The 15,617-nt window shown below is 68.0% G+C and carries 10 protein-coding genes; 5 read left to right on the forward strand and 5 right to left on the reverse strand.

All coding sequences use genetic code 11. The features are described 5' to 3' along the window. The 3 genes from WAL33_RS15655 to WAL33_RS15665 form a co-directional block, all read left to right on the forward strand. Positions 1 to 1,367 (forward strand): heavy metal translocating P-type ATPase (locus WAL33_RS15655; protein ID WP_422182449.1); only part of this gene is annotated, 1,367 nt, incomplete at its 5' end. Then, positions 1,364 to 1,546 (forward strand): cbb3-type cytochrome oxidase assembly protein CcoS, encoded by a 183-nt coding sequence (gene ccoS / locus WAL33_RS15660; RefSeq protein WP_422182450.1) that lies wholly within the window; start codon positions 1,364 to 1,366, stop codon positions 1,544 to 1,546. The genes WAL33_RS15655 and ccoS, both read left to right, overlap by 4 nt. 377 nt (positions 1,547 to 1,923) lie before the next feature. Then, positions 1,924 to 2,328 carry a GreA/GreB family elongation factor gene (locus WAL33_RS15665; RefSeq protein ID WP_422182451.1) on the forward strand — a complete coding sequence of 135 codons (405 nt, stop codon included), beginning with the start codon at positions 1,924 to 1,926 and terminating at the stop codon, positions 2,326 to 2,328. A gap of 112 nt (positions 2,329 to 2,440) precedes the next feature. Here the strand turns inward: WAL33_RS15665 and WAL33_RS15670 are convergent, their stop codons facing one another. From WAL33_RS15670 to WAL33_RS15685, 4 genes are all read right to left on the reverse strand, one after another. Next, positions 2,441 to 2,782, reverse strand: coding sequence for an ArsR/SmtB family transcription factor (locus tag WAL33_RS15670; RefSeq protein WP_422182452.1), 342 nt, complete (start codon positions 2,780 to 2,782; stop codon positions 2,441 to 2,443). Continuing rightward, a complete protein-coding gene (locus WAL33_RS15675) occupies positions 2,769 to 3,215 on the reverse strand; it encodes an SRPBCC family protein (protein ID WP_422182453.1) in 447 nt (148 codons plus the stop codon). The genes WAL33_RS15670 and WAL33_RS15675 overlap by 14 nt, the downstream gene beginning before the upstream one ends. A 212-nt stretch (positions 3,216 to 3,427) precedes the next feature. After that, positions 3,428 to 3,889, reverse strand: a complete 462-nt coding sequence (locus WAL33_RS15680) for an EF-hand domain-containing protein (RefSeq protein ID WP_422182454.1) — start codon at positions 3,887 to 3,889, stop codon at positions 3,428 to 3,430. Positions 3,890 to 3,903: 14 nt separating this feature from the next. Further along, positions 3,904 to 4,701, reverse strand: a complete 798-nt coding sequence (locus tag WAL33_RS15685; protein WP_422182455.1) for a DUF4198 domain-containing protein — start codon at positions 4,699 to 4,701, stop codon at positions 3,904 to 3,906. 162 nt (positions 4,702 to 4,863) lie between these two features. Between WAL33_RS15685 and WAL33_RS15690 the strand changes: the two genes are divergently transcribed. Together WAL33_RS15690 and purU are read left to right on the forward strand one after the other, a co-directional pair. Next, on the forward strand, positions 4,864 to 7,116 hold the full coding sequence (locus tag WAL33_RS15690; protein ID WP_422182456.1) for a TonB-dependent hemoglobin/transferrin/lactoferrin family receptor: 2,253 nt from the start codon (positions 4,864 to 4,866) through the stop codon (positions 7,114 to 7,116). Positions 7,117 to 7,414: 298 nt separating this feature from the next. After that, complete coding sequence (purU, locus tag WAL33_RS15695; protein WP_422182482.1) at positions 7,415 to 8,284, forward strand: formyltetrahydrofolate deformylase; 870 nt, start codon at positions 7,415 to 7,417, stop codon at positions 8,282 to 8,284. Between the two features lie 24 nt (positions 8,285 to 8,308). Here the strand turns inward: purU and WAL33_RS15700 are convergent, their stop codons facing one another. Further along, positions 8,309 to 15,448, reverse strand: a complete 7,140-nt coding sequence (locus tag WAL33_RS15700) for a M10 family metallopeptidase C-terminal domain-containing protein (RefSeq protein WP_422182457.1) — start codon at positions 15,446 to 15,448, stop codon at positions 8,309 to 8,311. Positions 15,449 to 15,617: the final 169 nt, after the last annotated feature.

The raw sequence follows: 15,617 nt of genomic DNA on the forward strand, positions 1-15,617 counted from the left end.
CGCCCGGCGAGCGCGTTCCGGTCGACGGCCGGGTCGAGGCAGGCCTGTCCGAACTCGACAACGCCCTGATCACCGGCGAGACCGCCCTGGCGCCCGTGGGCGTGGGGTCGGCGCTGCACGCGGGCGCCCTGAACCTGACCGGCCGCCTGGTCGTCCTCGTCACCGCCCGCAGCGAGGACTCCACCCTGGCGGCGATCGCGCGGCTGATGGAGGCCGGCGCCCAGAGCCGCTCGGCCTATGTGCGGTTGGCCGACAAGGCCGCCGCCCTCTACGTGCCGATCGTGCATTCGGCCGCGGCCCTGACCTTCCTGGCGTCCTGGGCCCTGGGCCTGGGCCCGCGCGAAGCCTTGCTGCGGGCGGCCGCCGTGCTGATCATCACCTGTCCCTGCGCCCTGGGCCTGGCCGTTCCGGCCGTGCAGATCGCCGCCAGCGGCCGGCTGTTCCGCAAGGGCGTGCTGGTCAAGTCGGGCGCGGCGCTGGAGCGCCTGGCCGAGGTGGACCACGTGGTGTTCGACAAGACCGGCGTGCTGACCGCCGGCCAGCCCCGGCTGATCGACGCCCCCAGCCACCTGGTCGCCATGGCCGCGCCCCTGGCGCGCGCTTCGCGCCATCCGCTGGCCCGGGCCCTGGCGGCCCAAGCCGGCCTCGGTCCGGTCGCCAACGACTGTGTGGAGACGCCCGGACAAGGCGTTGAGGGGCTGATCGACGGACGGCGCGCCCGCCTGGGCCGCGCGTCGTTCGTCGGCGTCGCCCAGGGCGCGCGGGAGACTGAGCTGTGGTTCGGCTTCGTCGACGACGCCGTCAAGATCCGGTTCGCCTTCGAGGACCAGCCCCGCGCCGACGCGGCGGCCGCCATCGCCGCGATCCGCGACCTGGGTCTGAGCGTGGAGATCCTGTCAGGCGATCTGGAAGAACCGGTGGGCCAGGTCGCCCGGGCCGTGGGCGTCCAGGCTTGGCGCGCGGGCCTGACGCCGTTCGAAAAGGCCGCCGTCATCGATCGCCTGAAGGCCGAGGGGCGCAAGGTGCTGATGGTCGGCGACGGCCTGAACGACGCGGCGGCCCTGGCCAAGGCCCATGCCTCCATGGCCCCCGGAGCCGCCGTCGACGCCGCCCAGAACGCCGCCGACCTGGTGTTCACCGGCGACGAACTCGGCGCGGTCGCCCAGGCCATCGTCGTCGCGCGCACCGCCCGTCGGCGCGCCCTGGAGAATTTCGGCTTCTCGGCGCTCTACAACCTCATCGCCGGACCGGCCGCCATGCTAGGCTTGATCAATCCGTTCATCGCCGCCCTGGCCATGTCCGGATCCTCGATCACGGTGCTGCTCAACGCCGTGCGTCCAGCCTTGGGTGAGAAGAGGCGCCGATGAACATCATTCTCTTCCTCGCGCCGGCCTCGCTGGCCCTGGGCGCCCTGGGCCTGGCCGCCTTCCTCTGGACGATGCGGGCGGGCCAGTACGACGACCCCAAGGGCGACGCCGAGCGCATCCTCTATGACCATCTCGAAGATCTTCCGCCGGCCGCGAAGTCCCCGCCCCGGTCCGAGTGATCCGGCTCGACGCGCGGTCAATAGGCGCCCCGCGATTTGACATCGGACCATCGCGTCCCCACCTAACTGTCACCGAGCGCGGAAAGATCGCGCCGGACGCCTGACCACAGGCTCGTCGCTTCCAGGCTCGCGCTCAGCGCCAATCGCCTGGAGTTACGTGGAAGGTCCCCACCGCCATGCCCTTTTCAGATCGGCCGTAAGACGGCCAGCGTCGCTTTAGGCCACGCACGATCCTGATTGGGGACGCGGCTTCCTTCCGAAGCTTCCGGTCTTCACCAAACGCCCGCGCCCCATGGCGCGCGCCTGCCGAGCCCCAGCAAGCCGCGCTTTGCAGCGCCGGCCAAGGCTCGAGACAAATCCAGAAAGCCAATACGACTATGTTTTCCACCCAAACCCAATCCACCCGAGCCCTGCCCGCGATCTACGTGACCGAGGCCGACTTCGAGATCCTGTCCAACCTGGCCGACGCCGCGGCCGGCCGCGCGCCAGGCGGCCGCGTGCTGGCCGACGAAATGGCCCGCGCCGTGATCGTCGAGCCCGATGAGGCGCCGCGGCCGTTTGTCCGCATCGGCTCGCGGGTCGCGTTCCAGGACCTGTCCAACGATCAGACCCGCATCGTCCATATCAGCCTGCCGCGCGACGCCAGCATCGACGACAACCGCATTTCGGTGCTCAGCCCCGTGGGCGCGGCCCTGATCGGCCTGACGGCCGGCGAGGCCTTCCACTGGACCGATCCCGAAGGCCGGGCGCGCGGCGTCCGCGTGCTGGCGGTCCAGGACTGAAAATGGTTGTCATCCCGGACAAGCGCGCAGCGCGCCGATCCGGGATCGATGCCCGAGCGCATGCGCTTCCGGCGGTCCCGGATCTTCGCCTCGCTACGCCTGGGATGACAGCCTAAGGGACGTCGCTCTCCACGAACGCCTTAAGCCGCCCCAACGTCTCGTCCCACTGGCGCGAGACGCCGTCGAGATAGGCGCGCGCCTCGTCCAGCGTTTCCCGCCGGGCGGCAAAGCGGCTCTCGCGGCCGACCTTCAGGCTGGCCACCAGGCCGGCGTCCTGCAGCACATGCAGGTGCTTGGTGATCGCCTGACGGGTCAGGGCGGTGTCGACCGACAGGGCCGCGATCGACCGCGCCTGGCCGTCGCCCAGCTTGCTCAGCAACGACAGGCGCGTGCGGTCACCCAGGGCCGCGAAGATCGGCGCGGGATCGAGGGTCGCGAGCTCAGGATTCAACATGGGCCTTGATGTTCTGAGCCTGCTGCGTCCAGCCCCCGTCGTTCATCCGGAGGGCCTCCTCGCGGCGGTGGGCGGGCACCTTGTCGAAGCCGGACTCGATGATCGTCAGCCGCGTGCCGGCCCCGGCGGGTTCGAGCAGGAACTCGACCAGGGTCGGCTCCTCCTTGTCGTAGTCGACGTCGGGATCGACGCCGTAGGGATGCCAGGTGAAGGCGAAACGCCTGGGCGGCTCGATGGCCACCACCGTCGCCTTCCAGGTCAGGTGCTCGTAGCCGGGATAGCCGATCTTGCCGCGCGCCTCTTGGCCGACGACGAACGGCGCCTCCAGCTCGACCCTGAACCAGGTCCCGAACTCCTTGTGGTCGCTGATGGCGCGCCAGACGCGCTGGATCGGCGCGTTCAGGTCGATGGTCTTCTCGATGCGATCGGTCATGATGAGCAATCTCCTGGTTGCCTATTCATGACTCCAAGAGGCGGTATAGGCAACCAGGAGGTTGCCATTTAAATCCTCTTTCCCGGCGAGGCCGGGACCCAGATCCCATGGCGGTCTGGCGGGCTGGAAGAGCTCAGGGCTCTTGGCGTCAGCTGCTTAGCCATTCCATCTGGATCCCGGCCTTCGCCGGGAAGAGCGGGTTTTGAAGAGGTTTAGTCCTTATCCTCCGCCACCGGATCGGCCGCGGTGACCGCGCCGTCCTTGTTGGTGTCGTGGGTGACGAACATCCGCCAGCCGGAATAGTCGAACTCGGCCAAGGTGATGCCGCCGCTCTTGTCGGTGTCGAGCACGCCGAAGCGCACATCAGCCTGGCGCAGTTGACGCACGCCCTCCTCCTCCTTCTTCTCGGCCGTGTCGGTCGAGGCGGCCAGGCGCTTGGTCAGGCGGGCGGTGAACTCGCCGACATATTCGTCTTGCGAGAGGGCGCCGTTCTTGTCGGCGTCGATGCCGGCGAACTGCTTCTCGCGGCCGGCCTTGAACTCGTCCTTGCTGACCGAGCCGTCGCCGTTGAGGTCCTGCTCCTTGATGAAGGTGTCGCGGGCGTGCGAGGCGGCGAAGGCGGGGGCGGCCACACAGAGAGCGGCGGCGGCCAGGAAAGCGATCTTGGTGTTCATCGAGCTGTTCTTTCTCAGCGCAGGGATTCGAAGGTCAGGGCGTAGGTGTAGGAATGGCCGACCGGATCGGCGGCGGTCGGGGCGACCCGGTGGCGGGCCTGGATCTGGTAGACGCCCGAGCGGACGACCTTGACCGTGAAGCGGCCCTGGTCATCGCTGGTCAGGGTGATCGGCGGGGTCTTGGTGTCGGCATAGCGGTCGTCGCCGGCGTTCAGGGTGACAGCCTGGCCCTTGACCGGCTTGCCGTCGAACAGCACCACGAACTTGGCGTCCTGGCCGGTGAAGATGCTGCTGGGATGGGTGACGGCCACGAACTCCAGGCCCTTGCCGACCGGAGCCAGGGCTGTCGTGTTCGGCGCGCCGCGCGTCACATAGACGTCGGCCATGGTCAGGCTTTGCATGTCGACCGGGGTAGTCCCGGCGGGGGCCTTGCTGGGATCTTCCAGGAACGCCCACTCGCCCTTGACCAGCACGGCCTTGGCGGTGCGGCCGGTGCGCTGGCCCGTCGTGATGCGATAGGTGCCAGGCTTGTCGGTTGTCACCTCGACCAAGGCCAGTTCGCGCAGGTTGGTGGCGGTCAGCGGGCTGCGCGCCCCGTCCGGCCCGACCACCGCCCAGGCGTCGGACTTCATCGCCACCTCGGGGCTGAAGAAGCTTTCGGTGAACGAGCCCTGCACCGTCACCAGCTTGCGGTCGGTGACGTCGAAGGTGCTGGGCAGCAGATAGGGCGAGTGAGCCTGGGCCGCGTCGGCCAGGGCCCCGGCGAACGCCACGCCGACCGCGAAGGCGGCGAAGGAAAGTGAGCGGCGCATGGGCGAAATCTCCGGATTCGATAAAGCTTCGCCGAAAGCCTTAATGATAGTGATTCTAAGAATCAATCTCATTTAGCTTGACCAAGCCGTTCGATGGCCGTAGCTCGGCCCCAACGAGATGCGAATGGTTCGCATCTATAGAACCAGACCCGGGGGTCTTCGATGTCTCGCTCCAAGCTTGCCAAGCTCACCTGCTTCGCGGCGGCTTCCGCCACCGCCCTGCTCTGCGCACAGGCCGCGTTTGCCGCCGACGCCACGGCCGACGCCGCCGTTGAGCTGGACAGAGTGACCATCACCGCCACCCGCTCGGAGAAGAAGCTGCAGGACGCCCCGGTGACCGCCAGCGTCATCACCGACCAGGAGATCGAGGACGGGCTGGTCAAGGACATCAAGGACCTGGTCCGCTTCGAGCCGGGCGTCTCGGTGCGCAGGGCCCCCGCCCGCTTCACCGCCGCCGGCGCCTCGACCGGCCGCGACGGCAATTCGGGCTTCAACATCCGTGGGCTGGAAGGCAACCGCGTGCTGGTCCTAGTGGACGGCGTGCGCGTGCCCGACGGCTACGCCTTCGGCGCCCAGAACATGGGGCGCGGCGACTATGTCGATCTGGACACCCTGAAGTCGGTCGAGATCGTGCGCGGTCCGGCCTCGGCCCTCTATGGCAGCGACGGCCTGGCCGGTTCGGTCAACTACTTCACCAAGGATCCGTCCGACCTGCTGACGTCGGGCAAGGCCTTCAGCCTGCGCGGCCGCGTCGGCTACGCCTCGGCCGACGAGAGCTGGACCGAAAGCCTGACCGCCGCCGGACAGTCCGGAAGCTGGGAGGGCCTGATCGCCTACACCCGCCGCGACGGCGAGGGCCAGAAGACGGCCGGGACCAACGACTCCGCCAACACCGACCGCACCACCGCCAATCCCGAGGACAACCAGTCCAACGCCGTGCTGGCCCGCGTGGTCTACACCCTGAACGACCAGAACCGCTTTCGACTGACCTACGACCACCTGGACAGCGACGTCTCCTGGAACGTGCTGAGCGCCATCGCCAAGCCGCCCCTGGCCGCGACCAGCGTTCTGGGCCTGACCGCCTTCGACGAGATGCAGCGCGACCGCGTCAGCTTCGACCACCGCTTCAACGGCGGCCAGGGCGTGATCCAGTCGGCCCAGACCACGCTTTACTACCAAAACAGCACCACCCGGCAGTATTCGGCCGAGAACCGCAACACCGCCGCCGACCGCATCCGCGACGCCACCTTCGACAACGAGGTCTGGGGCGCGGCGCTGGAGCTGCACAGCGACGCCGTGATCGGCGGCGTGACCCACAAGTTCGTCTGGGGCGGCGACGCCTCGATCACCCGCCAGGAGGGCGTGCGCGACGGCACGGTCCCGCCGGCCGGCGAGGTGTTCCCCACCCGCGCCTTCCCGACCACCGACTACACCCTGGCCGGCGCCTATGCGCAGGACGAGATCGCCTTCGGTCCGGTGACCTTCTACCCGGCCGTGCGCTTCGACTACTACAAGCTGGAGCCCAAGACCGACGCCCTGTTCACCGCCAATGCGCCGGCCAGCCAAAGCGACAGTCACGTCTCGCCCAAGCTGGGCGTGGTGTGGAAGGCCTCCGACCTGGTGACGGTGTTCGCCAACGCGGCGGCCGGCTTCAAGGCCCCCTCGCCGTCGCAGGTCAACAACGGCTTCGCCAACCTGGTGTCCAACTACATGTCGGTGTCCAACCCCGACCTGAAGCCTGAGACCAGCGAGACCTTCGAACTGGGCTTGCGCCTGAACCGTCCGACCTGGAACGCCAGCGTCACCGGCTTCACCGGCAAGTACGACGACTTCATCGAGCAAGTGCAGGTGCGCGGCGCGTTCACCCCCACCAACCCGGCGGTCTACCAGTACATCAACCAGTCCAAGGCCGAGATCAGCGGCGCCGAGGCCCGGTTCGTCACCGAACTGGGCGGCGGCTTCACCTTGCAGGGCGCGGCGTCCTACGCCCGAGGCAATTCGGAGAACGCCGGCAAGAAGGCGCCGCTGGTCACGATCGACCCGGTCAAGTTGGTGGCGGGCCTGTCGTACCGCGAACCGGCCGGCCGGTTCGGCGGGGCGCTCAACGCCGTCCACTCGGCCAAGGAATCGACAGGTCGCTCGGGCGTCAGCTGCAGCGTCACCACGGGCACGCCGCCCAAGACCTACGCCGGGCCGGACTACTGCTGGATGCCCAAGGACTTCACGGTGTTCGACCTGACCGCCTACTGGAACGTCACCGACAACGTCACCCTGCGCGGCGGCGTCTTCAACATCACCGGCCAGACCTACGCCTGGTGGAGCGACGTGCGCGGCGTGGCCGACAACGCCACCGTCAAGGACGCCTACACCCAGCCCGACCGCAACTACGCCGTCTCGCTGGCGGTGAAGTTCTAGGCGGGACCTTCAGCCCCGTGCGTGGTCCTTGTCCTTCGACAAGCTCAGGATGAGGACCAGTCCAGGCTCGGCGGAAACAAGCCTCATGCTGAGCCTGTCGAAGGACGAGGTTTTCGCCCGCGCCCATCGACCGCCACGAAACCTTCCAGCCGGGATATCCCCTTCGACCGGCTTGAAGCACGGGTCGCGATCATGTCGGTGATCGCGGCCCGTTTTCGTTGCGGGCCGGCGTTTTTGTAAAGGCTCTGTCAGAACAATGCGTCTTGGTCCCGCTCTGGAGGTGGACTACGACCCCTGCATGGACGCCAAGACCTCCGCCGAGCGCTACATCCTGATCCTGCAATGCCCCGATCGTAAGGGCGTGGTCGCCGCCGTGTCCGGCTTCCTGGCCGGTAACGACGCCTCGATCGTCGAGAGCAGCCATTTCAACGACGGCCTGGCCGACCAGTTCTATATGCGCACGGTCTTTCGTCCGGACGGCGCCATGCCGGGGATCGACGCGTTGCGCCGGGGCTTCGAGCTTATCGCCAAGCGCTTCGGCATGACCTGGGCCCTGCATGACGCGGGCGCCAAGCCCCGGGTGCTGATCGCGGTCTCCAAGTTCGGCCACTGCCTGTTCGACCTGTTGCACCGCTGGCGCGCCGGCCTGTTGCCCGTCGAGATCGTCGGGGTGGTGTCCAACCACGAGGACATGCGCTCGTTCACCGAATGGAGCGGCCTGCCCTATTTCCACCTGCCGACCACCAAGACCAACAAGGCCGAGCAGGAGGAAGCCTTCCTTACGCTGGTCGATGACCTGAACGTCGATCTGGTGGTGCTGGCCCGCTACATGCAGATCCTGTCGCCGGCCTTGTGCGCGCGGCTGTCGGGGCGGTGCATCAACATCCACCACTCGTTCCTGCCCAGCTTCAAGGGCGCCAAGCCCTACCACCAGGCCTTCGAGCGTGGGGTGAAGATCATCGGGGCCACGGCCCACTACGTGACGACCGACTTGGACGAGGGGCCGATCATCGAGCAGGGCGTCCACCGCGTGGACCACAGCCACACCCCCGACGACTTGGTGACCCTGGGCCGCGACGTCGAGTGCACCGTGCTGGCCCGCGCGGTCACCTGGCACGTCGAGCACCGCGTGCTGATCGCCGGCGTCAAGACGGTGGTGTTCGCCTAGGCCGCCGACGGACCGACACCCGCGCTACAGCAGGATGTCGGCCGAGGTGAGCGTGCCGGTGACCTTCAGGGCGATCATGAAGTCCGCCAGCCCGTCGCCGTTCACGTCGCCTGAGACATGGTAGTAGCCCGACGCGTCCGGGGCTGCGACGATCAGCTGACCCGCCACGCTGGAGAAGCTGGTCACCACCGAGAAGGCGTCGTTGGCTCCCGTCGCCGCATTGGCGTCGATGCCGGTCAGGCTCAGCTTGTCGCCCTCGGCCTGGCTGAAATCGAAGATCAGGTCCTGACTGAACATCCCGCTGTCCGCCGGGGCGTTGTAGACGAACGTGTCCGCCCCCGCGCCGCCGATCATGAAGTCGGCTCCACCGGCGCCGGTCAGGGTGTCGTTCCCGTCAAGCCCGTAGAGGATGTCGTTGCCGCCGGCCCCGACGACCGTGTCGGCGATGTTCTGGGCGGTGCTGTCGCCGACCATGGTGAAGGCCTGGGTCGCTCCGCCGCTGCCGATGATGTCGCTGGCCTGCAAGGTCGTGCCCGAGACGGTGATGACCGACTGGAAGTTCCCGGCGCCGTCCGGGGCTGAGTAGATGAAGGTCGTCCCGGAGAAGCGCGCGATGGTGATCTTGCCGCCGTCGATCGCCGAGATGTCGATCTTGTCCTCGTTCGGCGTGAAGCCGATGACGCTGTCATAGGCGCTGAAGTTCGAATTCGTGGTCGAGTCGTACATGAAGGTGTCGTGCGCACTGCCGCCGTACATGATGTCGGCCCCGTCGCCGCCGGCCATGGTGGAGTCGGTCGTCCCGCCCACCAGAACGTCGTCCCCGCTTCCGCCCGACAGGCTGTCGCTGCTGCCGCCGCCACCGCCACCGGCGCCGTCGTCTCCGAACATCGAGAAGGTGACGTGGTTGCTGACGATCAGGTCCGAGGTCCGAATTTCGCCGAAGACCTGCACGACGCTCGAATTTCCCAGCGTGCCGAAATAGATGAAGGTGCAGGCGCCGAAGCGCGCGAGGATGACGATGCCGTCGTCCGCCGCCGCGATGTTCAGCTTGTCCTGGCCGGTCTGGAAGTCGGTGATCACATCCCAATGCAGGATGGGAGAGTGGCCATCGTCGTAGACGAAGGTGTCCGCGCCCGCCCCGCCCGAGAGGATGTCGCCGCCCCCGTTGCCGTAGATGGTGTCGGCGCCCCCCGAACCGTTGATGATGTCGGCGCCCGATCCGCCGAGCAGAACATCGCCGCCGGCCGAGCCGTTGATCGTGAAGCCCAGATTGGCCACACCGGTGACGATGTCGGCCACCTCCAGCCCCTGGCCCAGCGACCTGATCTGACCTTCCGCCGTGCCGTCCCCGTTCAGGTCGATGGACAGGGTCCTGCCGGTTGCGTCCGCACTGAGGGTCAGCTTGGTCGAGCCGGTCATCAGCGGCGTCAGCTGCAGCGTGTCCACGCCATGGGTGAAGTCGGTGATGGTGTCGAAGGCGGCGATCGTGCTGTCGCTGATGGCCTCATAGGCGAAGACGTCCGCCCCGCCGCCGCCCGTCAGGGTGTCGGCGCCGCCCTTGCCCGTCAGGGTGTGGGCCAAGCCGTTGCTGATCAGGATGTTGTTGCTGTTGTTGGCGTCGAGCGAGCCGGTGATGGTCACCGTCAATTGGGCCGTCGCCGAGGCGCCGGAAGGATCCTTGATCGTGTAGTCGAACTTGTCGGTCACGACCTCGCCAAAGGCCAGGCCCTCGTGGTCGGCGACGTAGCTGTAGGTTCCATCAGGATTGATCGTCAGCTTGCCATGCGCGCCGCTCACCAGCGTGCCGCCGGGAACCACGGTCTGGTCCACATGGGTGGCGTTGTAGGCGACATTGGTCACCGTCAACGACGCGACGGTGTTGTCGATGTCGCTGTCATTGGCGCGAACCGTGCCGGTGACGGTCAGGCGCTGCGTCACCGCGTCGACGTCGTTGGCGGCGGTCGGGGCGTCGTTGGCGTTGGCGATGGCCGCGGTGGCGGCGCTGGTCGCCGACTCGGCGAAGCCCTGGCCGTCGGTGTAGCTGATCACCACCCGGACAAGGCCGCCGACGTCGGAGTCGCTCAGGGTGTAGGTCGCCTGGTCGGCGCCGACATTGACGTAGCCGCCGCCGATGTCGTGCTGCCACTGGTAGTGCAGCGCGCCCAGGCCGTCGACATCGGCCAGGGTCGAGACCGCCGTCAGGACCTGGTCCTCGGTCGCCGTGCCGGTGATCGACGCGCCGCCGGTGTGCGGATCGTTGACGCCGGCGATGGCCGCGGTGGCCGCCGAGGTCACCGTTTCGGCCGTGCCCTGCTGGTCGGTGTAGCTGACCACCACCCGGACCGTCCCGCCCACATCGGGATCGCCCAGGGTGTAGGTCGCCTGGTCGGTTCCGACATTGACGAAGCCGCCGCCGGTGTTGCGCTGCCACTGGTAGTGCAGCGTGCCCAGGCCGTCGATATCGACTAGAGCCGCGGTGTCGGCCGTCAGGACCTGGTTCTCGGTCTTCGTGCCGGTGATCGACACCGCGCCGGTCGGAGCGTCGTTGACGTTGGCGATGCTCGCCGTGGCGGCGCTGGTCGCCGACTCGGCGAAGCCCTGGCCGTCGGTGTAGCTGATCACCACCCGGACAAAACCGCCGACGTCGGAGTCGCCCAGGGTGTAGGTCGCCTGGTCGGCGCCGACATTGACGTAGCCGCCGCCGACGTCGTGCTGCCACTGGTAGTGCAGCGTGCCCAGGCCGTCGATATCGGCCAGGGTCGAGACCGCCGTCAGGACCTGGTTCTCGGTCGCCGTGCCGGTGACGCCGGCGCCGCCGGTGTGGGGATCGTTGACGCCGGCGATGGCCGCGGTGCCCGAGCTGGTCACGCTGTTGGCGAAGCCCTGGCCGTCGGTGTAGCTGACCACCACCCGGACAAGGCCGCCGACGTCGGAGTCGCCCAGGGTGTAGGTCGCCTGGTCGGCGCCGACATTGACGTAGCCGCCGCCGATGTCGTGCTGCCACTGGTAGTGCAGCGTGCCCAGGCCGTCGGAGTCGGCCAGGGTCGAGGTGTCGGCGGTCAGGACCTGGTTTTCGGTCGGCGTGCCGGTGATGCTGGCGCCGCCGGTCGGGGCGTCGTTGCCGGCCGTGACCGTGGCGGTGGCCGCGCTGGTCGCCGACTCCACCGTGCCGCCGGCGTCGGTGTAGTAGATGACCGCCCGCACCATGCCGTTGATGTCGGCGTCGCCCAGGGTGTAGGTCGACTGATCGGCGCCGACATTGAAGAAGCCGCCGCCGTCGTCGCGTTGCCACTGGTAGTGCAGCGTGCCCAGACCGTCGACATCGACCAGGGTCGAGACCGCCGTCAGGACCTGGTCCTCGGCCGCCGTGCCGGTGATGGACGCGCCGCCTGTATGGGCGTCGTTCACCGCGGTGATGTTGACCGTCACCGAGCCGCCCGCCGAAAGGGCGCCGCCGCTGCCCTGGCCGCCGCCGTCGTTGAGGCTGTAGTCCAGCGACACCGACGCGGGCGGCGCGTTGCTGGCGTTGGTGTATTCGATGTGTTGGATGACGTCGTTGACCAGCGCCGTGGTCGCGGTCGTGGCCGAGCTGGTGAAGCTGATGCTCAGCACGCCGCCGGCGTTGGTGAAGGTGGCGAAGGTCAAGCCGCCGGCCTGCAGATTGGCCCCGCTGACCGTGAACAATCCGCCAGAGGCGAAGGAGAAGACGTCGGCGGCGTTGGCCGAGGCCCGCTGGACCGCGAAGCTGGCGCCGCTGTAATTGCCGGCCCCGCCGTTGCGGGCGTTCAGATCGACGTCCGAGACCGCCAGCGAGCCCAACAGGACGGCCGCCGTCTGTTCGGTGGCGCCGACCGTCGTGGCGCTGGCCGGGACCACGGGCGCGTCGTTGACGGCGGTGATGCTGGTGGTCAGGGTGATGCTGTTGTCGCTGATCCGGGTTTGGCCGCCGTTGACGCTGACGTCCAGCGTGTTGCCCGTGGTCAAAGCGCCGCTGGAATTGTCGATCAGATAGGCCGTCAGGGCCGGGACCGCGCCGGTGAAATTGGCGGCCGGCAGGAAGCGAACCAGGGTTCCCGCCGCCAGCAGCAGGGCCGAACCCTCGCTGGGCGACCCGATCGCTTGCCAGGAGCCGGCGAAGTACTGCCACACCCCCTGGGTCGTGGCGGCGTTGCCGGTTATGGCCACGCCGGCCAGGCTGTTGCCGTCGATATCAACGAAGTTCGCGGTGAACAGGCTGGAGACGGCCGCGCCGGCGGGGTTGGCGCTGTCCTCGCTTACCGCCGCCAGGATGGCCAAGCCGTTGGCGACCGGGGCGTCGTTTGTCGCCGTGACCGCGACGTTCAGCGTCAAGGACGCGCTGTACGGGGTCGAACCGCCCACGGTGGTCAGGTCCGCCGTCGCGCCGGTGCTCACCGCGCCGGACGAGTCGTCGATCAGCGAGACGGTCAGCGACGGCGCCGTCCCGTTGTAGTTGGCCGCCGGCACGAAACGCACGAGGGTGCTGGCGTCCAGGATGAAGGCGCTGGACGTCGCGACGGCCGGCAGGTCCTGCCAGACCGAACCGTCGAAATACTGGTAGACGCCCTGGGCGGCGGTCGCCGCGTTGGCGGTCACCGCCACGCCGGTCAAGCCGTTGGCCGACGAACCGCCGGACACCGTGTCCTTGACGTCCGAGAAGTGGCTGGAGAACAGCGTCGAGATTGTCTGGCCAGCGCCCGGCGCGGAATCCTCGGCGATCGAGGTCAGGCTGACCGCCGAGCCGCCGGTGACGGTCGGGGCGTCATTGACGGCGGTGACGGCGTGGCTGAGCACCACCGTGCCGGCGCTGAACGCCGTCGTGCCGCCGTTGGTGGTGGTGTTGACCACCGCACCGGTGGTGATCGCGCCGTTGGAGGCGTCGACCAGACGCACCGTCAGGGTCGGGGCCGGGCCGTTGAAGTCGGTCGCCGGGGCGAAGCGGATTGCCGTCGAGGCCGACAGCTCGACCGCCACGGCGGTCGAGGCGGAGCCTATGTTCAACCAGGTCGAGCCGTTCCAGTACTGCCATTGGCCTGTGCCGGCGGTGGAGCCGTTGTCGATCACGGCCACGCCGGCGAACGCGTCGCCGTCCGGATCGGTGTATTGGCCGCCGAACAGGCTCGAGACCGTGTTGGCCAGGGTGGTGGGGCTGAGGTCCTCGTTGGTCGCGGCCAGGGCCTCTGTGCCGTCGCCGCTCACGGTCGGCGCGTCGTTTAGCCCGATGATGGTGATGGTGTAGCCGTCGGTGTCGCTCTGCGCGCCGCCCGAGCCGGTGGCTCCGCCGTCGCTGGTGACCACCGTCAGAGTGTCGGTTCCGCTGACGCTCGCGTTGCCGAGGAACACCAAGCCGTTGGACGACGCCAGGGTGAGATTGATCTTGTTGATCGTGGCGGTGACGGTGACCGAACTCGTGCCGTTGCCGACGATATCGCCCGACAACAGGCCGCTGGCGACATTCGTCCGCAGGGTCAGCACGCCCTTGGTCACGCTGAGCGTGACCGTGACGAGGGCCGACGCCGGATCGGCGTCGACATCGCTGATCTGCAGGCCCGTGACGGCGATGTTGGTGTTTTCGTTGCCGGTGGCGCTGGAGACCGTGCCGTTGACCGGGGCGTCGTTGGCCGCCGTGATGTTGATCGTCGTCGTGCCGCTGTTGACCGATCCGGCCAGCACGCCCGGCGTGCCGTCGTCGATCGTCCAGGTGATGGTGCGGCTGGCGTTGGCGCCGTAGTTCGTCGGATTGTCGCCCGTGGCCCAGTAGACAAGCCCGGCCAGGGCGGTCTGGTAGTGGGCGATGGTGTCGTATCCCGACAGGGTCAGGGTCTCGGTCGACGCGTTCCAGCTGACCGTGATGCTGGTGCCGGCGATCGTGCCGGTGATCTGCATGCCGGCGCCGTAGCCCAGATGGTCGTCGGAGGTGCTGTTCTCGTTGGACGAAAACGTGCCGCCGGTGATCTGCACCGTAGCGCCGATCAGATAGCCGCCTTCGTTGTCGACGATGGTCGGGGAGCCGCTCAGCAGGGTGGTCGCCGACGCCGCTTGCTCGGTCGCGGCCGTACCCGCGCCCGTGACGGTCAGGGCCGCCAGATCGGTGAAGACCATCCCTTCGACCGTGGCCCCGGGGATCGTAAGGCCCGGGTTGATCGTCCGGATCAGGCTGGCGCTCGTACCGGCGCCGTCCAGCTGGAAGACGTAGATGACGTCGTCGGTGTCCGTCCCGCCGTTTTCGACCTCTTCGCTCTCGATATAGAGCTGCCGCGTCGACTGATCGAAGGTCATGTCGCCGGCGTAGAAGTGGTTGCCGCCCGGCATGCCGGTCAGGTTCACCTTGACGGCGGTGCCGCCCGAGGCGCTGCCGCTGATGTACCAGAGGGCGTTGTCGTTGGCGTCGTAGTTGGCGCTGGGCGACGGATTGCGCGAGTGGGTCGTGAAATAGACCAGGTCGGTGGACTCATCGACCTCGACGTCGACGAAGACCCCGTCGGCATAGGTGGTGTTGTTGAATTGGCCGTCGGCGACCAGAGCGACCGTGGTGGTGTTCGGGTTGGCGAGATCCACACGGAAGAGGCCGGTCGCCAGGCCGCCGATCGTTTCGGTGTAGTACATCCGACCGCCGGCGACGATCGTGGTGTCGATCGCGAAATCCCGCGGATCGAGAACGAAGAAACCGCTCTCGTTGGCCCGGTTGTCGGTGGCGGCCGTGGTCAGGAAGCCGAGGTCGGTGAGGGCGCCCGCGGCGTCGTAGCTGTAGACCCGGATGCCGGTGATGTTGCCGTTCGGCGTCCCCGCGCCGTCCTGATAGCCGACATAGATCCTGCGGTTGACCGCATCGACCTCGATCGTTTCGACGATGATGGCGTCGGGGAAGTCGACCACCGTTGTCGGGGCCGCGGCGCTGTTGATCGAGCCCCGCACCAGCAGGGCGTGGTCGTCGATGCTGTTGCTGAGGACGGCGAAGTAGAAGCCCGCCGCGGTGTCCACGCCGAGGCCGGAGGTGAACGAGCTGACGAAAGCGTCGTCGCCCGTGCCCCCCGTGCCGTTGCTGACGACGGTGGTGCTGCTCGTGCCGTCGTCATTGACCCGGACAAGCTTGGTGTCGGCGTCGCCGCCTTCGGTGATGTACCACAACTGGCCGGAGAACGGCATGGATCAGTCCTTTGCCTCAGGCAAGACCACGCGCCGTCGCGCACGCGAGACGGCTTTGGGACTCACGCCCCACGGGAAATGGGTGGAAGAAGGGGCTAGGGGCGCGGAACGACCGCGCACGACGCGGAGGGGAAAAAACGCGCATGAAAGCGCATATCTTACGCAACTG

The sequence above is a fragment of the Caulobacter sp. genome (genome assembly GCF_049283275.1).
In the GTDB taxonomy this organism is placed as follows: Bacteria; Pseudomonadota; Alphaproteobacteria; order Caulobacterales; family Caulobacteraceae; genus Caulobacter.